Annotated in this window: 14 protein-coding genes; 13 read left to right on the top strand and 1 reads right to left on the bottom strand. The window is 57.0% G+C overall.

Annotated elements, in window-relative coordinates:
* Nucleotides 1-206 precede the first annotated feature (206 nt).
* The 12 genes from CP97_RS13515 (at nt 207) to CP97_RS13455 (ending at nt 18411) form a co-directional block, all read left to right on the top strand.
* Complete coding sequence (locus CP97_RS13515; RefSeq protein WP_048886377.1) at nt 207-875, top strand: OmpW/AlkL family protein; 669 nt, start codon at nt 207-209, stop codon at nt 873-875.
* Nucleotides 876-1038: 163 nt separating this feature from the next.
* The gene (locus tag CP97_RS13510; protein ID WP_048886376.1) at nt 1039-1254 is read left to right on the top strand and encodes a hypothetical protein; all 216 of its coding nucleotides are present in this window, start codon (nt 1039-1041) and stop codon (nt 1252-1254) included.
* Between the two features lie 419 nt (nt 1255-1673).
* Nucleotides 1674-1931, top strand: a complete 258-nt coding sequence (locus tag CP97_RS13505; protein ID WP_048886375.1) for a helix-turn-helix transcriptional regulator — start codon at nt 1674-1676, stop codon at nt 1929-1931.
* Nucleotides 1928-3199 carry a type II toxin-antitoxin system HipA family toxin gene (locus tag CP97_RS13500; protein ID WP_048886374.1) on the top strand — a complete coding sequence of 424 codons (1272 nt, stop codon included), beginning with the start codon at nt 1928-1930 and terminating at the stop codon, nt 3197-3199. The genes CP97_RS13505 and CP97_RS13500 overlap by 4 nt, the downstream gene beginning before the upstream one ends.
* Before the next feature lie 128 nt (nt 3200-3327).
* Nucleotides 3328-6447: a helicase-related protein gene (locus CP97_RS13495; RefSeq protein WP_149036489.1), complete on the top strand. Its 3120-nt coding sequence runs from the start codon at nt 3328-3330 to the stop codon at nt 6445-6447.
* A 75-nt stretch (nt 6448-6522) separates the two neighbouring features.
* Entirely contained in the window at nt 6523-10095 is a 3573-nt protein-coding gene (locus CP97_RS13490; RefSeq protein WP_149036488.1) for a type ISP restriction/modification enzyme, read from the top strand.
* Nucleotides 10092-10361 (top strand): hypothetical protein, encoded by a 270-nt coding sequence (locus tag CP97_RS13485; RefSeq protein WP_048886371.1) that lies wholly within the window; start codon nt 10092-10094, stop codon nt 10359-10361. Before CP97_RS13490 ends, CP97_RS13485 begins: the two co-directional genes overlap by 4 nt.
* 28 nt (nt 10362-10389) lie before the next feature.
* The gene (locus CP97_RS13480; protein ID WP_048886370.1) at nt 10390-11121 is read left to right on the top strand and encodes a hypothetical protein; all 732 of its coding nucleotides are present in this window, start codon (nt 10390-10392) and stop codon (nt 11119-11121) included.
* A 233-nt stretch (nt 11122-11354) separates the two neighbouring features.
* Nucleotides 11355-12686: a hypothetical protein gene (locus tag CP97_RS13475; RefSeq protein WP_227819607.1), complete on the top strand. Its 1332-nt coding sequence runs from the start codon at nt 11355-11357 to the stop codon at nt 12684-12686.
* A 722-nt stretch (nt 12687-13408) separates the two neighbouring features.
* Nucleotides 13409-13714 (top strand): hypothetical protein, encoded by a 306-nt coding sequence (locus CP97_RS13465; protein ID WP_048886368.1) that lies wholly within the window; start codon nt 13409-13411, stop codon nt 13712-13714.
* Nucleotides 13715-13717: 3 nt separating this feature from the next.
* Nucleotides 13718-16657, top strand: a complete 2940-nt coding sequence (gene mobF / locus CP97_RS13460; RefSeq protein WP_048886367.1) for a MobF family relaxase — start codon at nt 13718-13720, stop codon at nt 16655-16657.
* Nucleotides 16658-17646: 989 nt separating this feature from the next.
* Nucleotides 17647-18411 (top strand): retron St85 family effector protein, encoded by a 765-nt coding sequence (locus CP97_RS13455; protein WP_149036487.1) that lies wholly within the window; start codon nt 17647-17649, stop codon nt 18409-18411.
* On the opposite strand, the gene CP97_RS13450 is transcribed toward CP97_RS13455, so the two are convergent.
* Nucleotides 18356-19527 (bottom strand): IS3 family transposase gene (locus CP97_RS13450; protein WP_149036385.1). Its coding sequence is split into 2 segments (ribosomal slippage): nt 18356-19275 and nt 19275-19527, totalling 1173 coding nucleotides; the frame shifts between segments, so codons are not numbered across the junction. The two genes, CP97_RS13455 and CP97_RS13450, sit on opposite strands and share 56 nt — an antisense overlap.
* A 313-nt stretch (nt 19528-19840) precedes the next feature.
* On the opposite strand from CP97_RS13450, the gene CP97_RS13435 reads away from it, so the two are divergent.
* Nucleotides 19841-20782 (top strand): retron St85 family RNA-directed DNA polymerase, encoded by a 942-nt coding sequence (locus CP97_RS13435; protein WP_048886364.1) that lies wholly within the window; start codon nt 19841-19843, stop codon nt 20780-20782.
* The last annotated feature ends 184 nt before the right edge of the window (nt 20783-20966 follow it).

The following is a 20966-nucleotide window of genomic DNA, read 5'->3' as shown; positions in this document are numbered from 1 at the left end:
GTCATTGAGCCAGATCAAACTTTACCGGCAGAACTGCGCACGTTTCTGTAAGCTCATTACAACATCCGAAGTGCCCACGCTGGTGTCGCCGAGCAACTTTGATTGAGGTCAATGCAGGGTGGAAAGCCGCCCATTACTGGGGTGTCCGACGTTGCAGAAATCCTCGGTCGCGCGGTGCGATCACTGCAGCGAGAAGGATTATCGCAATGAACAAGTTGTTTGTGGCACCCCTCGCCGGGCTAGCTATGCTGGCGGCGCCTGCAATGGCGCAGGACGACGTCGGGAAACTCCAGGTCAAGCTGCTGGGAACCTATGTCGCGCCCGATGGCGAGATCACCGATGTCAGAACGGACATCGTGGGATTGCCCGCAGCCACTCAGACCGAATCGAGCGACAATTTTGTTCCGACCCTCGCGATAGAATATTTCGTGACGCCCAATTTCTCGGTCGAAACTATCTGTTGCATGACACAGCACGACGTCGATGCGACCGCCGGATTGCCGGGCGCGGAACTGGTGTCCGACGCGAAACTCATTCCGGCCACTCTGACCGCGAAATATCACGTCGATCTCGGCGGGGTGAAACCTTACGCTGGTATCGGCGCGACCTATTTCTGGTGGGTCGATTCCGAACCAGGAGCGGGCACCGTCCCGCTGGGCGTCACGCGGACCACTTTGTCTGACGAGTTCGGCCTGGTCCTTCAAGGCGGGGCAGATATCGCTATTGGCACAAGCGGGCTCGGCGTGACATTCGATGCCAAGCGCTATTTTGTCGATACCACAGCACGCTGGTATGCGGACAACACGCTGGCCATCGAAACCGAGCACAAGCTCGATCCATGGGTCATTAGCGCGGGTCTATCCTACCGTTTCTAGCGAAGCTGCAGGATCTGACGTTGTGATCTCTGTCTGATCCCCGGTATGTGCGCCGGGGACGTTCCAACAATACTGTGTCATACGAAACGAGTTTCGCGCCATCGGTCCGAAGCCCGCAGATTTTGACGGACAAATCGGCGGCGGCTGCCTCACGCCGGAAGAAGTGGACAGCTTCAAGCCATATACCATCCCGATGAACAATGTCGTCGTTGGACTGGACGCTGGGCTGGAAGAAGACGTTCGCTTGGCGCGAACCATCGCCGAACGCTTCGGCCCGGTAACAGCAAAGCACTGCGGGGTGTCGAAATTCGCAGACCTGACATTTCCATCCGACGATGAACTTGCGGCCATGAGGCAAGCGCCCAACACGGAAACGTAAGTCGGACTAGTGATCGCGAATCACGCCGAAATCGCGCCAATTCTATCAACGTCAACTGTGGGACGGCGCGACTTTCCTTCATAAAAAACCGTAAAATCAACGGCCTATGAAGGAAGGTGGCGGAGACGGAGGTGGCAAGTGGGCTGATGCAACGGCTTGTGGTTTAACGGAAATACGAAGCGTTTCGAGGGCAATTTACCACAATTGTTCCCCGACTTCCCTGAAGTGCGATTTAGGCCTCGGACTTTGAGTAACTTTAGGCTCAGTGTCACGAAATTTTGGAAACGTACAATATGTCCCGTACGGGAAAGCATGTCTTTCAAATCCGCTCTTTGAGGGGTAAATATCCCTTTCGGGAAAATTATCTTGAATTTGATCGACTTTCTGCCTAGATTTCCCGCTCGGGAAAGGAAGTGCTCATGCTCGATGTTGCCGCTATCGGCCAAATCATTCGCGAAGAACGCAAGGAGCTTGGTCTGCGACAGGACGCGTTGGCCGCTGCAAGCGGCGTCGGTTTGCGCTTCCTCGTCGAATTGGAGCGGGGGAAGCCCACTGTCCAGATGGGCAAGGTTCTTGATGTGATTTCAGCACTGGGATGTGAATTGCAAATCAAGCGGCCTGACGGGATCGTGATGGCGGGTAGAGCGGTCGCGCCCAAGAAGGATGAGGCGGAGTGACGCTGCCAATTCTGGATACGCTGGTGGTCTGGTGGGACGATCGCCAGGCAGGCGAACTCTCGATCGACAAAGGTGGCGCGATGCATTTCGCATATGCACCTGAATGGCAGGCTGATGAAACGGCCCCGGCGCTTTCCCATGCGATGCCCAAGCAGCAAAAGCCATTTAGAGACCATGCCTGCAAGGCTGTCTTTGGCGGACTGCTACCCGAGGAAAGCCAGCGTACGGCTATCGCTCGCGCGCTTGGAGTTTCGCCCGACAATCCGTTTCGGCTGCTTGAGGCCTTGGGCGGAGATGTTGCCGGTGCTCTAGCCTTCCTGCCCAAAGACGAAGAACCGCTCCACGACCACTCCGAGACCACTCCAGAACCACTCCAAGAGAACGAGCTGGCCGAATTGCTGGACAGACTGCCTGCTGTGCCCATGCTAGCAGGCGAGGGCGGCGCAAGGCTTAGCCTTGCAGGGGCACAGAGCAAGCTGCCGGTGCTGCTCACTGCGGACGGTGGAATTGCTATCCCTCGTCCTGGAGAACCATCCACGCATCTGATCAAGCCTGAACCGGATCGCTTTGCCGGATTGGCTGCAAATGAGGCCTTCTGCCTCGCACTGGCGCGCGCCGTGGGCATTGATGCTGCCCACGCAGAGTGGCGCGAGGTGGCGGGCAAGCCGTTGCTGCTGGTCGAACGCTATGACCGGATGTCGGTCGAGGGAAAAACGAAACGCCTGCATCAGGAAGACTTTGCTCAGGCACTTAGCGTCCCCTCAAACCGCAAATACGCGGCGGAGGGTGGGCCGACTTTCCGCGATAGCTTCGCGCTGTTACGCAGCGCTGCGACGCGGCCAGCACGCGAAGTGCTGAAGCTCGCCGAAGCCGCGATCTTCAATCTCATCATCGGCAACGCCGATGCCCACGCGAAGAATTACAGTCTGCTGCGCCGGGAGAACGGCGAGGTGGTGCTTGCCCCGCTCTACGATCTCGTTGCCACGCATATGTGGGAAGAGCTCTCCCCCAAGCTCGCAATGCGTTTTGGCCGCGCGGCGACCCTCGATGAATTTGACAGGGAAAGCGTGGCGAGGTTCGCGGACGAGGTAGTGCTAGGCGCCCCATACATTCGCCGTCGAGTAAGTGACCTTGCTAGAGCGGTGACGGAGGAGATTGAGCAGGGAGTTCAGGTGCCCGGCAATCCGCCTGAGGATGCTGTCGCGACAATTGCCGAAGCATTATCGGCCCGCGCTAAAGTGCTCAGCATAAAACTCTTCGAAGATTGAATTTACTTATGGCAGATCCTGCACTTAAGGTGATTCCCAATGAGGAATGTCTCGTAATTCTATGGAGCGGAAATGCCCTGAAAAAGCCTTTCACACCCACACCTTGTTGAAAAAAGAGGAAGCTCAAATTGCCGAAACGTTCGAGTCACAAAGTCGGAAGTGAGCTCTTCATCGTCGATAACAGTGCTGACGATTGGAAAGCCCTTCGCTACATGCGCGATTGGTGCCAGCTATCGAAGCAAATTGATATTGCAGCTGGCTATTTCGAGGTCGGTGCACTTCTGGCCTTGGATAGTGAGTGGCAGAAGGTCGCTAAGATTCGAATCCTTTTTGGCGATGAGGTATCCAAGCGAACGAAGAGAGCTTTCGAGAGCGCAGTCCGGGCTGCAACCGAGCGCTTGGATCAAAGCCTAGAGACCGAGAAAAAGAAGAACCCGTTCCTTTCGGGCACGGAGGCGATTGTCGAGGCGCTTCGATCTGGCCAAATTGAATGTCGGACTTATCGGAAGGATAAATTTCACGCCAAAGCGTATATCACCCATGCCAATCTGGATATTGTAGGCTCATCAGCCCTAGTGGGTTCTTCGAATTTCACCCTCCCGGGGCTGACTGAGAATGTTGAGCTCAACGTGCAGATTACCGGCACCCCAGTTGCCGTGCTTCAAGAGTGGTATGAAGAGCATTGGGAAGAAGCCGAAGATGTCACGCCTGAGATATTGAAGACCTTCGAAAGACACACACGTCCCTATCTCCCGTTTGAAGTCTACTCTCGATCCCTTCAGCAATATTTCCTTGGACACGAGGAGACCGTGAGCGAATGGGAGCAGTCTGGCTCGCGGATTTTTCCAGTTTTGGCGCGCTACCAGAAAGACGGATATGGGGGACTTCTCAAGCGAGCCGATCGCTACGGCGGAGCGTTCCTTTGCGACGGCGTCGGTCTGGGTAAGACATTTATCGGATTGATGCTGATCGAGAGATTTGCAGTCCACGAAAAGAAGAACGTTGCTCTATTTGTGCCCAAATCGGCCAAAGAACCGGTCTGGGAGCGTGAGCTTAGCAAACGCTTGCCGGACGTGTTCAAGGGGTACAGCAGACTCAAGATTTTCAGTCATACAGATCTGATGCGGGACAAGATGGCTGAGGAGCTGGAGCAGGTCGCTGCTGAAGCCGACGTGATCATCATCGACGAGGCACATCACTTCCGAAACACCGGCACGAAAGGAGAGGATAGCGGCGACCGCCAGTCCCGCTATTGGAAGCTTTTCGATATTGCGGCGGGCAAGCAAATGTTTTTGCTCACGGCAACTCCGATCAACAACCGTCTTACAGACTTCCAGCACATGGTTGAGCTCTTCACGCAGAAGCAGACCGACCATTTCGCTGGCGGCACTCTCGGGATCCACTCTTTACCTGGCTACATCCGGCAGCTCGAAAAGAGGATTGAAGAAGAGATCTATGGCGGCAAGGACGATGACGAGCTGATCTTCGACGATGCAGAAACGTCGATCAGGCTCGCGGCTGACCCGCTCTTCGATGCTTTGGTGGTTCAGCGCAGCCGGAGCTACGTTAAGGAGAGCATGAGACGCGAGGGTGACGGGGAAGTAATGTTTCCCGAGCCTCGCGAGCCCACGGTCGCCGAGTATTCAGTTCGCCAGACTTACGGCAAGCTGCTCGACATGGTTGCGGAGGCCTTCCACAAAAGCGACCCGCTTTTCGTTTTGGGGGTCTATAATCCTCTGGCCTACTACATGGGTGATACCGAAGAGGCAGGTACCGCTCTGGAAATAGGGCGGTTGAAACAGGTCGTTGCGCTGATCCGAACCAACTTCCTCAAACGCTTCGAGAGCTCAGCTGATGCCTTCAAACAATCTTGCTGGCGCCTCCTTTTCAAACTTCTCGCCTGGATGGAGGTGAATGCCGAGACAGATCACGAGAAGGCGCGACTTGATCGGTGGAAGCGGCAACATGCGAAGCTGCTATCACACAATCCCGACAAAGACCTTTTTAGCGATGAGGATGAAGAAGATCTGGTCTCGCCGGAGCTGCTCGCGAAATGGGACAAGCTGGATCGGGACAAGTTCGATGTTGGCAAGCTGTTTGACCACACCTTGCAGGATCTAGATCAGATCACCGATTTCCTTAACGAGCTGGAGAATTTCAAGCCATCGCAGGATCTCAAGCTCAAGAAGCTGGTCCAGCTGCTCACGAAGGACCCGGTCCTGTCCAAGCACAAGGTGCTCATCTTCTCCGAATTCAGCGATACCGCGCGCTATATCGCCCAGCAGCTCCGCGAAGCTGGGATCGAGGGGGTGGGCCAGATTGACAGCGGCACCAGCGGTAAGCGGGTCGATCTGATTCAAAGGTTTGCGCCCTACTACAACGAGAGCTCCAGCGGTGCCCTAGGCAACAAGGAAATCCGCGTTCTCGTCGCGACCGACGTGTTGTCCGAAGGCCTCAACCTCCAGGACGCGACCCGACTGATCAATTATGACCTGCACTGGAACCCAGTGCGCCTCATGCAGCGCATTGGTCGTGTCGATCGCCGCATGAACCCCGAGATCGAGGCGCGGATTGTCACAGACCATCCCGATCAGAAGGAATTGCGGGGGACGGTCGCCTACTGGAACTTCCTGCCGCCTGATGATCTGGACGACCTGCTCCGCCTTTATGGACGCGTGGCTCACAAGACTCTGCGCATTTCCAAAACGCTCGGGATCGAGGGTAAGAAGCTGCTGCGAGAAGACGACGACTACGAGGATCTGCGCAATTTCAACGAGGCATATCAGGGACAGGAAAGTCCCGATGAAAAACTGCATCTCGAATGGCAGGATCTGATCAAGGAATTCCCCGACCTTGAAGCGCAGCTCAATGCCATGCCCAACGGCATTTTCTCGGGCAAGGAGCACATCAAGCCCGGCACTCGTGCAGTCTTCTTCTGTTACGCCCGCCCCGCCCATGACCGGTTGGCCAGCGAGCGTGAGGGCGAGGATATCTGGAGCACTGAGGCGGGCGACGTCCAATGGTATCTCTACGATGTGGCGTCCGAAAGGATCGTCGAGGATGCCCCGCGCATCATCGATGCGATCCGCTGTCGCCCGGACACGCCCCGCCTGGTCGAGATGGATCAGCCGAAGCTGTCCGACATCCGCACGAAGATCGAGAAACATATCGCCAAGACATTCCTGCGTAAGGTTCAGGCCCCCGTCGGGGTTAAGCCTGAACTGCGCGCATGGATGGAACTGAACTAGGGATCGCACCAAAACATGCCGGACATTTCTGCCGAAGAACTTGCACGCGTAAACAGCTTTCCCAAGCTCGTGGCCTTGCTCCGCGATCGCCTCGAATGGCCGATCGATGAGGATTACGAATTCGAGGATGTGATCTTTGAATACGAGCCGCAGGAACTTGGCCTCAAGGAAGAGGAAACCGCCAAGGTCCGCGAGATCCACCAGCTTCGCCCGCTGGTGACAAACCAGCCCTGGGGCGTGTTCTTCATCTCCTTTGAGGAAAAGCAGCTTTCGGTCACGGTCCTGCGCCGCATCCTGCGCGCGCTGGTGGTAAAGCAGCGCGGCGGGGCGGTTGACCGGCAGGCCTGGCAAAAGAGCGACCTGATTTTCGCCGCCAATTTCGGCAAGTCGGGAGAGCGTGAGCTAGCCTTCGTCCATTTCAGCGATGGCGCAGCCACCAACGATTTGCCGGTGATGAAGGTGCTCGGCTGGAACGCCAGAGATACCAAGCTTCACAATGACCATGTCGGCCATCAGCTTTCGAAGCAGCTCGCATGGCCCGACGATCCGGCTGATGATGCAGGATGGCGCAATCAGTGGCTGAGCGCCTTCGAGGTTCGCCATCGCGAGGTCATCTCGACATCAATGGAACTGGCCAAGCGTCTGGCGGCGCTCGCTACCGATATTCGGGCCACCGTGAACGACTTGCTAGCGCGCGAGATCGAAAAAGGCCCGCTCCAGACCATGCTGGAGGCATTCCGCAATAACCTGATCCATGATCTTGACGCTGACGGCTTCGCCGACATGTTCGCTCAGACCATCTGCTACGGGATGCTGGCGGCTCGCATTTCCAAGATCACGCCGGAGGATAGCTCAGGCTGCCTTGTGGCCGACAACATGGCCGACATGGTGCCACGCACCAATCCCTTCCTGAAGGAACTGTTCGCCAACTTCCTCAAGATAGGCGGACGCGACAAGGACAAGGCGCTCGACTTCGACGAGCTCGGCGTGCGCGATGTGGTCGACATGCTTAACCGCGCGAACATGGATCGGGTGCTTGAAGATTTCGGCAACCGCAATCCGCGTAAGGATCCGGTGATCCATTTCTACGAATACTTCCTAGGCGAATACGACAGCGATCAGAAGGTCGATGCGGGCATCTTCTACACCCCACCCGCAGTGGTCGGCTTCATCGTACGCGGGGTGGATGAGATGCTGCGGACGGAGTTCGACCTGCCGTTGGGACTGGCCGATACTACCACATGGGGTGAGCTGGCCGCGCGTAATGACAAGATCACCGTTCCCGAGCACATCAATCCGAACGAGCCCTTCGTTCAAATCCTCGATCCGGCGACCGGCACCGGCACCTTCCTAGTCGAGGTGATCGACCTGATCCACAAGCGAATGGTCGACCACTGGCAGAGTGAGAACATGTCCAGCGCCGAGATCAAGGCTGCTTGGAACGACTACGTCCCGACGCACCTGCTTCCGCGCCTGACCGCCTTCGAGCTGAAGATGGCGGCTTACTCCATCGCGCATATGAAGATCGGGCTGAAGCTAGTCGAAACCGGCTACACCTTCGGTTCGGACGAGCGAGCCCATATCTTGCTGACCAATTCGCTCCAGCCCCCGCGTGACCTCGATTTGGATGAGCGGGCGCGCCAAGTCGCCTTTGCGCACGAAGCGGAGCGCGCCAATGAAGCCAAGCAATGCGGTTGCTTCACTGTCGTAATCGGCAATCCGCCCTACAAGGGCCATTCGATGAACCCCAGCAAGGTTAAGGGGAAGCTGACTTTCGCTGGCGAGATCATCCAGCGCTTCTTTCAGGTGCGCGGCGAGCCTCTGGGCGAGAAGAACCCCAAATGGCTCAATAACGATTACGTGAAGTTCATCGCGTTCGGGATGAAACAGATCGAGGAAGCTGGAACGGGCGTTCTCGGTTACATCACCTCAAATAGCTGGCTCGATAGCCCGACTTTCCGGGGTGTCCGGACGGAGGTAATCGATTGCTTCCCGCAGCTGCGGATTGTCGATCTCCACGGCAACGTGAACAAGCGTGAAGTCGCCGCTGATGGGTCGCGCGACGAAGGTGTATTTGCCATCGAAGAAGGCACAAACGTCACCATTGGCGGAAAGCTAGGTTGTGATTCTGCAATCCTGCAAAAGGACTTGCTCGGCAAGGTCGGCGAAGGGAAAAATGATGGCGGAAAGCTGGACTGGCTAGACGCGCACACATTGGCGGCGGTCGATAGTGTACTAACACCGCTCCCACCGATCTTTCGTTTGACACCAATGATGACAACGATCGGAGGTGAGAACCCACTTCAGACTGAGTTTTATTCGCTTCAAGGTCTGCCGGATATTCAACGTGTAAACAGTGCCGGTATCGTTACCGCAAACGATGATCTGTGTGTTCAGTTCACCACCGAAGAAATGCGAGACACAGCGCACGAGTTTCGGAAACTCGACCTCAAGCCTCATTTGGAAGAGCGAGATAATCTTGGCGGTAAAGATGACTGGAAACTCGAAGTTTCGGTGTCTCCGATTGCGATCAAATTAAAAAACAAAAAGGAACCCCGGGATTGGCAAGTTGAGTATGCCCAGAACGACATCAAAGCACTCAAGAGCTTAGACGCCCACATCGTGCCCCTTTCCTATCGTCCGTTCGACATCCGAGCGACACTGTTCACAGGTAATTCGCGAGGGTTTCAATGCATGCCCCGGCCAGAGGTAATGGAGCACATGATAGGAACCGATAACCCGGCCATTTCGACCGTTCGCGGGACCGAAATCTCAGGGGGCTGGGAGCATGTTTTCGCGTTCGATGAATTGATCCAGCACCACAGCGTGTCGATCAAGGAAGTGAACTATCTGTTCCCTCTTTGGCTCAAAACGTCTGCGGGAGAAAAGCATCGCCGCGCCAACATTGAAGGCGCGTGGGCCAATGCAGTCGGGTCTACAATTGGTGTCGCGTATAGCGATGGTATTCCGCGCGGCGAGCAAGAGAGTATGGGAGCGGACTATCGGCACCACAAGGCCCAACAGATCGGCCTGCTCGACCAGCCTTGGGACGGGCGTGGCGATCTGGAGAAGGATTTCGGGCCGCGCGACCTGTTCGACTGGATCTATGCGCTCCTCCACGCGCCCTCCTATCGCAGTCGCTATGCCGAGTTCCTGAAATCAGCTTTCCCGCGTATCCCGATCCCGAAGGATCGCGCCACCTTCGCCGCGCTCGTTCCGCTCGGTCGCAGGCTGGTCGCGCTCCACCTGCTCAAGCCTGAGGATGAGCCGGTCCTGAAGAATCCGGACATCCGCTTCGCCGGAACGGGCGAGGCGCAGGCAGAGAAGGGCTATCCGAAATATAAGAACGGCAAGGTCGAGATCAACGCCAACCGCTGGTTCGAGGATGTGTCGAAGGAGACCTGGGACTTCCATGTCGGCGGCTATCAGGTCTGCGACAAATGGCTTAAGGACCGCGCGGGCAAGGGCGGCAAGAATCCTCGCCCGGGCCGCGTGCTGACCGAAGAAGACATCCTCCACTACCGCCGCGTCGTCACCGCCCTCACCGAAACCCGTAAGATCATGGCCGAAATCGACCAAGCCATCGACAAGCACGGCGGCTGGCCAGGTGCCTTCGCCATCGGCACCGACGCGGAGAAGGGCGAATGAGCGCGGACAAGGACGCCGGACTCCACGCCTTTGTCGCGCGCGGCCCCAAGACAGGGATGCTGCTCTACCCACACAAACACCGCGACGGCAGCTACGTTGTCTCGATGACCCGCTTCGAGAAGGACTACATAAAGGTCGCCAATTCTGCCGACCTGCTCGACTGGCTGGAGAAGGGATACCGCCTGCGCATGTCAAACAAGGAAGGCGGCGTCGCCTCGCCCAGCCTGATCGAACCGGGCAAGATCTATCGGCCTGTGATGATGTGAAGCGAACGCAAAGAAGGGAAAATCAGGCGTGGCAAAAGGCGGGACCAAGATATTTTGCCCGGAATGCAGTGACATTCAGGTCTGCCGTGCAATCTCGCCCACGGAACTCGATGCGCCCAGTGCGCAGCGCGTCCGGGACGAGCGACACTCCGATCTGCATTGGTTTCGACGAGGCCGCGAATGCCTCGCATGCGGCCACAAATTCCTGACGGGCGAGCTCGACGAGGCCTTCATTCGCGAACTGGTCGAGCTGCGCAAATCATGGCTGCAAAGCGTGGCAGGTTCGGCTCGTTCCGCCAGCAGGGCGGCTGCGAAAAGGACGCGGCTCGAAACTGTCCCACGTGAAGATGCAGAAGCGTTCATTCGTGCTGCCGCCAAGTGGGATCACCCCTCCTGGTCTATTGTCGACGCTCCAAAGCATGCGCGTCGCATCTATAGGCACGGCCTCGGCTGGGCGATCGACTTTGGGGCAAACACCTTTCTTCCCGGCATGGCTGTCGCCCGATGCTTTCGCGAGGTCGCCGCAATCATGGACCGTGTCGCGCAAGGGGAAGTGATCTTCCGGGAGGATGCCAACAAGCTGCTTCAGCAAGTCATATCGGGCTGCGTCGCCACCCATGATGGATATGAATATAACGGCTATTATCCGATGGACGGCATCTATCTGACGTTCGGCACTCAACTGATTGATACTGAAGATGGCGCGAACCTGATCCTGCGCTGGGCGGACCCGAAGGGCGTTCTTATGCAGCGCGGGTAATCGCACCCGATTGCAATTTCCAAGATATGTGATATTCCAGCCGCGTTCGCCGAGATGGTGGACGAGACATGAACCTGGACTGGTTCTGGATGGAGTTGTCGCCGGACGGTGACGGTTGAGGGAAAATTCCGCCCTCATTCTGTTGGCTATGGATGCCAACTCCTTTCGGAAACGGTCCTCCTGGATAGGAGTGCCAAAGTATGAATCCCAATGAACTTATCATCCGCTACGAGATGGTCGATCGTCAGACCGAGGGCGCAGTCACGCGTCTGGTCGGGCTGGTGCGCGCGCGCAACCTGCTCTCGCTGTTTGATGCCGCCGATCTGGAAGCCAATCCGCGTTCTGCCAAGGTCGGTGCGGTTACGGCAGACATCATAGAGAGTATTGAGCGCACGCCGGAGCTGTTCCCATTCAAGACTAAGGGCATCCTGATCGCTGCGGCGGTATGCCGTTCGCTGGAACGGAACCGCTATCAGCTGGTGTTCGAGAACATCAAGATCGAGGGCATTCTCGATGGCGGGCACAACACTCTCTCGATCGGCCTCTATGTCCTCAAGCAGGTCATGGAAGACGTGCGGGCATGGAAGCGGATCAAGAATTGGCCTGCGTTCAAAGAGGCCTGGGCAGAGCATCGTGACGAGGTCGCCGCGCTGAAGAAGGCGCACCCCAGCGGTGATGGCGGCCCTCTCGATTTTCTGGTGCCGGTCGAGATCCTCGTGCCTGCAGATGCGGAGGATGATTTCGTACTGAACGCCTTCACCGGCTCGCTTCTCGAAATTGGTGCGGCGCGCAACAACAATGTGCAGCTAACGCTCGAAACCAAGGCGAACAAGAAGGGCTTCTATGACGAGCTGCGGAAGGCCTTGCCGAGCCAGATTGCGGAGCGGGTCGAGTGGAAGGCAAACGATGGCGGGGTGGTGAAGGTGCGCGACCTGGTCGCCCTTTCGTGGATCCCGCTCTCGGTTGTGGGCTTGCCCGACGGCGTCAACGTTCCGGCTCCTTCGCGCATCTATGCGTCCAAGGGCGAGTGCACCAAGGCGTTCGATGCATTGATGAGCGATCCGGAGATCTCCAAGCCAACCGGCGGGGAGTATACGCACGAACTGCACAATGTCGCCGTAGGCAGCGCATTGAAAGTCGCAGCACAGCTGCCTGAGCTTTACGATCTGATCTACCTCGATTTCCCCGCCGCGTATAACGACAACGGCGCCGGGCGTTTTGGTCGGCTTACATCGGTAAAAATGGCCAGTGACATGCGCAGCAAGCCCACGTCACCCTTCACGCAGAAGCTTGTGCAGTACAGCTATCCCGACGGGTTCATCATGCCGTTGGTGTACGGCCTGAAGGCTCTCATGACGACCGACAGTGAAGGCAATGTCGTTTGGAAGGTGAAGGATCCTGCCAAGTTCATTCGCGACAATCTCACCACGATCGTGCGCAAGTACCGCGTGATTATCGAAGCCTATTCGGGCGATCCGCAGAAGATCGGCAAGAACGAGGGCTCGTATTCTTTGGCCCTCGACGCATTCGAAACAGAGCTGCTTAAGCTCTCCCAGCCGGCATGAGGAGGTGTTCATGGAAAGAAGAGCACAATCAAGCGGAATCCGGCTTACTGCGGAGGATGCAGCGGTGGTGAAAGCCATGCTAGCTCGCGGGGATCGGCAGCACGGTATCGCGGCTTGGTTCGGCGTAAATGGCGGGCGTGTGGGTGAAATCGCGTCGCGCCAAAGGTTCCGTGACGTCCAGCCTTTAGACCGTGCAAACCTACCACCGCCCGGGCCTTATCCTTCGGGGCGAGAGGCCAACGAAGTGTTGCGAGCGTTGGTCGCAGCACAATCTGCTCTGGGGAACGACCAGCACATTGTCAGACAGTATATGCAGCGTTGAAAGGAAGCGGGGGTGTCCAGCTGGATGCCCCCGCTTTGCCACCATCACTCATGCTCACGCCCCGTCAGAAAAATTCTCAGAAGTAGCTCGAAAAACAACGCTCAAAGTCACTGGATACTGGGCGAAGAAATCGGAAAACTGAGCACACCGTACCCGGAGATCCGGTGTTTGGGAGGCGAGGATTTCTGCGGGTTTCGCAGCCATTTGACCATCTGTCGCCAAGTAATGTCATCTGATGTCACTTCCCGATCCGCAACTCACATGTGAGTTGCTCGCCGCTAAACTATTAATTTGACGGCTAAAAATAGCGTTTTCCTACAAGGTCCTCGCTGCCGTAGCCTGATGTCAATCCAGAGGGGTCATTGGGCCGAGGAGGGGCGGTCAAACGTCAGGTGACGCCGTGCGGTTTACCCTTCAATGCTATGTCGACGAAGACCTTCATGCCCTTGTTAAAGCCGCTGCAGAGGCAGCGCATATGAGCGTCAGCCAGTGGCTGAAGCTCACCGTCATCGAGGCTCTCGAGCAGCCCCAAGACGAGGCGTTCCGCGATCAGGTTCTAGCCGATCTGCTGTTCACCAAGATTGCCCTCGATGGCTGGCTTCGCACTCACAAGGACAAGGAGTTGCGGGACCGGGTTGTGGTCGCTTACCAACGACGCATTCGCGAATATCGCGAGCGCAAGGCAGCCACGCGTGCGGGGCGCTGAGCGATGCTTTCTGTTGCCAATGTGCGCTCTGCTGGTGGTGCGGCCAACTACTTCGCCAACGACAATTATTACACCAAGGCAGACGCTGATCGATCCGGGATCTGGGTCGGCAAAGGTGCCGAACGGCTGGGTCTTTCAGGGACGGTCGATGCCAAAGCGTTCGAGGCAATCCTGCGCGGCGAACTGCCCAATGGTGAACGTATCGGGCACCACGGCCAGTACCACCGGGCTGGGACCGATCTGACCTTTTCACTGCCCAAGAGCTGGTCGCTTCTGGCGCTCGTCGGCAAGGATCAGCGGATCATTGACGCGTACCGTTCAGCGGTCGTCGAAACCATCCAATGGGCAGAGAAGAATGCGGCCCAGTATCGCACCGAGAAGGGTGGCAAAGAACGGCTGCACGCAAGCGACAACCTGACCGTCGCTCTGTTCCAGCACGACACCAATCGCAACCAAGAACCGAACCTGCACTTCCATGCGGTCGTCGCAAACATGACGCAGGAAAAGGACGGGAAGTGGAGAGCGCTACGCAACGACAATCTGTGGCAGCACAACACGCTGCTCAATGCCATGACAATGGCGCGCTTCCGGATCGAGGTAGAGAAGCTTGGCTACCGGATCGGTGAATTCGGAAAGCACGGCAACTTCGAAGCCAAGGGTATCGACCGTGACGCGGTGATGGCCTTTTCGACGCGGCGTCAGGAGGTGCTCGAAGCACGGCGCGGCGGCGGGCTTGAGGCGGGTGTGGTGGCGACGCTGGCAACCCGGCAGGGAAAGCAAAGCGATGTGAATCGCGGAGCCTTGATGGCCCAATGGGAAGGACAGGCCTGGGACCAGAGGCTCGACCTTGAAGGCATGGTGCGCGACGCCAAGCTGCGTTCGCACGAGTTGACAGTTGCGGCAACGAAGCGGGCAAATGATCGCCCGACACTACTCGAGCGAGGCAAGGCGATGATCGCCAGCGTCGCCGAGCGAATGGGCATCAAGGAGGGGGATCCGCTCATTCCCAAGCGGCTTTATATGAAGGGCCGGGAAGAAATTGCGACGGCTCACGCGGTTGCATCGGCGGTGCGGCATTTGTCCGAACGAGAGGCGGCGTTTACCGCGACAGATCTTGCCAAGGCATCGCTCGATTTCGGTTTGCCGACGACGATGAAGTCAGTCGAGAAGCGCATTGGGCAACTTGCGCAGCAGGGCGCGCTGTTGCGCGGCCGAGGCGCGCAGAAAGGGTGGCTGACTACGTCTGATGCCTTGGCGCTGGAGACCCGTATGTTGGCCGAGATCGAGAAGGTAAACGGCGCAGTTCATCCGATTCTCGCCGCGGAGACCGCGGGTCCGTATCTGCAAGCGTCGGCGTCTATCAATTACGGGATGAAACTCAACGCCGGCCAGGAAGCTGCTGGTCGATTGATCCTTTCTTCGAGCAATCGCGTGGTAGCCGTGCAGGGGGTGGCAGGAGCGGGCAAATCAAGCGTGTTGCGGCCACTCAATCAGCTGCTGCAGGAGCAAGGAAAGAGGGTCGTCGGCCTCGGGGTCCAGAACAAGCTTGTCCGAATGCTGGAGAAGGATACCGGCATCCCGTCGATGACATTGCGTCACTTCCTCGGGGGACATCGAAAGTTGCTGGATGGTTGCGCTGGCAAAGCCGAGATCGCCGCTGCGTGCGAAGCGTATCGCGACACTGTTCTAGTTCTCGATGAAGCCTCGATGGTCTCCACGCGTGACCAGGATCGGCTGATCCGTGTCGCCAATCTACTCAAGGTCGATCGCCTCGTGCTGATGGGTGACGAAAAGCAGCTGGGAGCTGTCGAAGCGGGGAAGCCGTTTGCTCTGGCGCAAAGGGCCGGGACAGAGACGGCGCGCATGGATCACAATCTTCGCGCCCGCTCAGACCCTTTGAAGAGGGCGCAGCAGGCAGCCCAGTCAGGCAAGACCAGTGATGCGCTGGAACATCTCAAGGGTCACATCGTCGAGGTCCAGGAGAACAGCGCAATCGTTGCAGCGGAACGCTGGCTGTCTCTTCCTCCCGCCGAGCGCGAACGCACATCGATCTTCGCCGCGGGTCGTCGCTTGCGTTCGGAGATCAATGCCGCAGTCCAGACAGGGCTTGCCGCCAATGGCGAAATCGGACCAGCGAGCGAAAGGCTTAAGGTTCTATCCCGTGTAAACGCGACACGCGAGGAATTGCGCTACGCGCGCAATTACGCGCCAGGCATGGTGCTCGAAGTGGCAAGCCGTCAATCGCGCCATAGGCTTGGGCGCGGAAGCCATGAGATCGCCGCCGTCGATACCGAGAAGGGTGTTGTTACGCTTCGCGATGAGCGAGGGCACTTGCGCCGCTTCGTGCCAGCGAGGTTATCGGCGAAGGGCAGCGACCAAATATTGCAGCTGTTCGAGAAGAAGGATCTCGATCTCTATACCGGGGACGCCATCCGTTGGACGGCGAACGACCATAAACGCGGATTGATAAATGCCGACAGGGCAATAGTGACCGCGATCAACCAGGACGGCGTGATGGTCACGAGCTCCAGCGGCATGGAGCATAAGCTGAAGCCGAACGATCCGATGTTAAAGCGGATCGACCTCGCCTACGCGCTCAACGCCCATATGGCGCAGGGTCTCACAGCAGATAAGGGCATTGCCGTGCTCGACAGCCGCGAGCGGCGACTGCTCTCGCAGCGCAACTTCCTTGTCACGATCACGCGCCTGAGAGACGAGCTCACGCTGATTGTCGACAACCGGGACAAGGTTGGAAGAGGTATCTCGACCAACCTAGGCGAGAAGACGTCAGCATCCGAAACCTCCGAGCGACTTAACCTAGCGGCAGCCAAGGGTCGGCGCGCGGGTCAGGTCCAAGCGACCCACCAGGAACCGCAGGTCGAACGGGAGAAGGCACCTGATCTAGCCAAGGAGCGGATCAAGCCGTTCGAGATTGGCTTGTAGCGAAAGAGCATAAAGTGGGCCGATTGTTGACCATCCTCTTTTGGTGGCAAATCGGCAAAAGCTGCCTTCGAACAACTGATTGTGCGTATCTAAGATGAAATGAGCTCTCTAACAGCTGATATGTCGTCCCCACGGTCCAATCCCCTATCGAAGTCATTTTCAACCAATCTCATCACTTCTCTCCTATCAGCCGGCGAGCGCTACTTCGACACCCCCTTCTTCGCCCGCCTCTCTTCGCGCTTGCCATCCACTCACTCGTCGAAGTCCTAATGCAGGATCCGGCGTTGGTTTTTGTCCTATCGCGATCTTTTTCATGGTCATCATGAGGCGAGCAGTTTGGCGCTGACTGATCCGAAGGAACCGAACAATTTCGGCCGTCGTCAGCCAATTTCTAGCGGGTGCATAGCGCCGACTCATCCGGAGCAAAACCCTGCCTTTGGGTATCTGCGAAAATCCTTGATCAGGAGTTGTGACCAGACAACATTCTGAAAGATATGCCGCCGCCATAAGCCTGCTTCGCGCAGCACGAAAGAATGCAGGTATCACACAAGCGACTCTCGCAGAACTTCAGGGACTAGGCAGTAATTCGTGTCGAAGTGTGAAAGCGGCGAGCGTCGCCTGACGTTATCGAGTTCCTCGATGCGGCCGACGCACTTGGTTTCGACAGGACGAGTATTGTGGCGGCTTGTATGAGGCTTGAAGATTCAGAGGCGCTTCACTCCGGCGCTCCTGTCCTTTTTACCATTCCTTTTCCACATGCCGTTGAAGAACGAGCCTTGACCCTGCTTGCTGATGGCAAGATCAGTCATTATAAGGGAACCGCTTACGCGTTAAGCATCCTCGGATGCTTGGTTCGGCGCTGCGCCGAATCTCATATCATTGGAACCAATTGGGGCTCCGAAAGAGAGCGATGCGAAATCGCCTTACGGACGTTCCACTCGATTCCGCATCGCTCTCTTTCGGAGCTTAGGTAAGCAATGCAGGTGTTTGTGGATGACTTCAGCGTGGAACGTATCCACGTTGAAGCTCCTACCGAGATCATTTTCCTTTGTGGGGGCACCTACGGCGACATCAGCGACCAAGCTATTTTGTCGATGCGCGACGCATTCTTGAAGGTGCTTCAATTCCCTGCTGTAGGGTCCCGCGACGTAATCTTAGCTGAGGATATAACGAGAGATTCGGGCTTCGCGGAACACTATCAGGACATTTTAGAATTCGAGACTGATCTCGCGCAAATCACCGATCTCATCCTTCTATTCTGTGAAAGCGAAGGAAGCTTCGCCGAACTCGGCTCGTTTTCAAGCATAGAGGAGATCGCACAGCGCATCTTGGTCGTCATTCGTGATCGCTATTGGCAAGAAGACTCCTTCATTACCCTCGGGCCGCTACGTTTTTTGAATGCGAGGCACGAGGCGTCCGTGTTTGTGTTGGAAGATGAGGCGGTAGGCATTGTCGGAAATAGCTGTGCGGGCATCTCTCTCGATAATTTCCGAGATCAGCTCGACCCCCCACTACGCGCAAGGTTGGAGAGAACGAGAGAGCCCTCCACGTTCGATGCAGGCCGACCTGGTCACCTGATCAAACTCATCGTCGGATTGGTCCAAGAATTCGGAGCGCTAACGGAAGACGAGATCGCTGCACTCATCGAGAAACTTAGCATCGCACTTGACGTGACCCCCAGCTTTCCCCCAGCTGGGATTAGAGCCGGGCGGTTGTTTTGCGCATCAGCGCGGTTGAAGCAATGGGCTGCGTAGCGGAGCCCGTAGGGCGTAGCGAAGCAGGCCATTGCTTATCCAGTTCAGCGGCGAACGCCGCCGGTGTTGCGTAACCGAGAGACGAGTGTGGTCGCTCCCGATTGTAGTCTTCGACCCAGGCCGCGATCTCGACACGGGCATGGGCCATACTCAAGAACAGCGTCTCGTTGAGCAGTTCGTCCCGCATCCGGCCATTGAAGCTCTCGACATAGCCATTCTGCATCGGCCTTCCGGGCGCGATGTAATGCCACTCCACGCCGACCTCGCCGCACCATGCCAGCACAGCGTTGCTGGTGAGCTCGGTGCCATTGTCGCTGACGATCATGCCTGGCTTGCCGCGCTGTTCGATCAGTGCGGTCAGCTCGCGAACGACACGGCGACCAGAGATCGAGGTGTCCGGCACCGCTGCCAGGCACTCCCGGGTCACGTCATCGACCACGTTGAGCACCCGGAACCGTCTTCCCGAAGCCATCTGGTCGTGAACAAAGTCCAGGCTCCAGCGCTGGTTCGGCAGCGCCAGAACCGGAGCAGGTGCCCTTGTGCCAACAGCACGCCTGCGGCTACGTCGTCGCCTGACCGCCAAGCCTTCCTCACGGTAGAGCCTCTGGGTCTTCTTGCGGTTGATCATGATCCCCTCCCGGCGCAGCAGGATATGCAGACGGCGATAGCCGAACCGGCGACGCTGGTTGGCCAGCTCGCGCAGCTTCTCACGCAGATCGACGTCATCGTCCCGGGTGGAACGGTAACGCACGCTCTTGCGATCAGCATCGATGACACGGCACGCCCGCCGCTCGCTCATCCCATGGCACGCCTGGAGATGAGCAACAGCTTCCCGCTGCGCGGCGGGCGTCAAAACTTTTTTGCCAGAAGATCCTTCAACGCCGCCTTGTCCAGCATCGCATCGGCCAGCAAACGCTTCAGCTTCGCGTTCTCGCTCTCCAGCTCCTTCAGCCGCCGGGCATCGGACACTTCCATCCCGCCATACTTCGACTTCCAGTTGTAGATCGTCGCTTCAGATACACCGTGCCGACGGGCAAGGTCAGCGGTCTTGGCTCCCGCCTCCGCTTCCTTCAGCACGCCAATGATCTGCTCTTCTGAAAACCTCGTTCTCTTCATCTCGTCCGTCCTTCTGTCAGGGCCGGACTCTAATCCAACTTGGAGGAAAATCAGGGGGTCACGTCACACTCACGAGAGAACGCCTGCGATCCTACCTCCTCTGCGCGAAATCGGTCGATTGGCTTGTTGTGGAACGTAAGGGTTTTCGCGACTTCCTAGTAGCAGTTCCAGACAAGGAAGCGGTGAATTTCCGGTATCTCGGTGAGACTCTCCCAAAGAACAGAGCTCGCCGAAAGATGGACATTCGCAAATATTGGAAGGAACATGACGAACCTCGTTTCCGCGCGATAAGTAAAGTTACGGGGGCGGAGGCGTGAGCGATCTCATCAAACATCTCTCCAGCGAAACTGGCCTTAGCGATGCCGACGTCGAGCGTATAATCGCGCGCGCGCCGCGCAGCTACAAGTTCTATACGATTGATAAGCGCACGAGAGGCAAGAGGCTCATTTCGCAACCGGCACGTGAAGTCAAAGCACTTCAACGTGCGCTTGTTAAATACCTTGACGCCCTGCCCATCCATGAGAGCGCGACCGCTTACAGGAAGGGCAAGTCAATTCTCGATAATGCGGCGCCTCATTCACAATCTGGCCCCATCAAGAAGTATGACTTCAAAGATTTTTTCCATTCGATACGCGCTAGGGATTGGGAGACCTATTGCGCTGAGAAGGGCGTTTTCGAGGATCAGGAAGACGTTGCGCTCACTGCTCGCCTGATGTTCCACGTCACGCCAGGCAGTTCGATACTTCGATTGGCTATGGGAGCCCCATCCTCCCCCTGGCTCTCGAATGTTCTCTTGCATGACTTTGACAAACGATTGGCGGATGAGCTCGCCAAGGAAAAGATTATATACACGCGATATGCTGACGATTTGACCTTTTCGGCCCCTCGCACTGGTCACCTCAATTCCGTCGACGGGATCCTCAAGGATATTATCCGTGATACTGATGCGCCTGAGCTGACAATCAACGCATTGAAGACTGTCGTTGCGACCACGAAATATCGCCGAACTGTTACCGGATTGGTTTTGGCCAATGATGGCCGAGTCACGATCGGCAGAGATCGCAAACGTTATATACGATCAGCAATTTATCACGCGCTTAAAGGTGCGAACACCGCCGAAGAAAACCAAATGCTACTCGGCTACATAGCCTTCATCGGCAGTGTAGAGCCTGATTTCGTAGAGAAGCTCAAAGCAAAATACGGCCCGAATTTTGTCGAGCGTTTGTCTGAGGCGCACATTGCGAACAATCAATGAGCGTGCCCTTATCGACAGCGTTTGGCGCCCCTTTGTCCCTGATCGGTATGGTGGGGTGTAAGATTTATACGCTGGGGGGTAGCGGGGCGCGGGTTCAACTTTGGAATGAAAAAGGGCAGTCAGCGCAAAGGATGGCTATCATCTGGAGCGGCACGGTGGGAGCCAATACCCGCCTCAAATTTCA

The organism is Aurantiacibacter atlanticus, from assembly GCF_001077815.2.
Lineage (GTDB): Bacteria > Pseudomonadota > Alphaproteobacteria > Sphingomonadales > Sphingomonadaceae > Alteraurantiacibacter > Alteraurantiacibacter atlanticus.
The sequence above is the reverse complement of the archived record's forward strand: the minus strand, read 5'-3'. Positions and strand labels throughout refer to the sequence as shown.

Coding starts and splice junctions, on each gene's coding strand:
- CP97_RS13515 (WP_048886377.1), top strand. CDS start 207: ATGAACAAGTTGTTTGTGGCACCCCTCGCCGGGCTAGCTATGCTGGCG.
- CP97_RS13505 (WP_048886375.1), top strand. CDS start 1,674: ATGCTCGATGTTGCCGCTATCGGCCAAATCATTCGCGAAGAACGCAAG.
- CP97_RS13485 (WP_048886371.1), top strand. CDS start 10,092: ATGAGCGCGGACAAGGACGCCGGACTCCACGCCTTTGTCGCGCGCGGC.
- CP97_RS13475 (WP_227819607.1), top strand. CDS start 11,355: ATGGTCGATCGTCAGACCGAGGGCGCAGTCACGCGTCTGGTCGGGCTG.
- mobF (WP_048886367.1), top strand. CDS start 13,718: ATGCTTTCTGTTGCCAATGTGCGCTCTGCTGGTGGTGCGGCCAACTAC.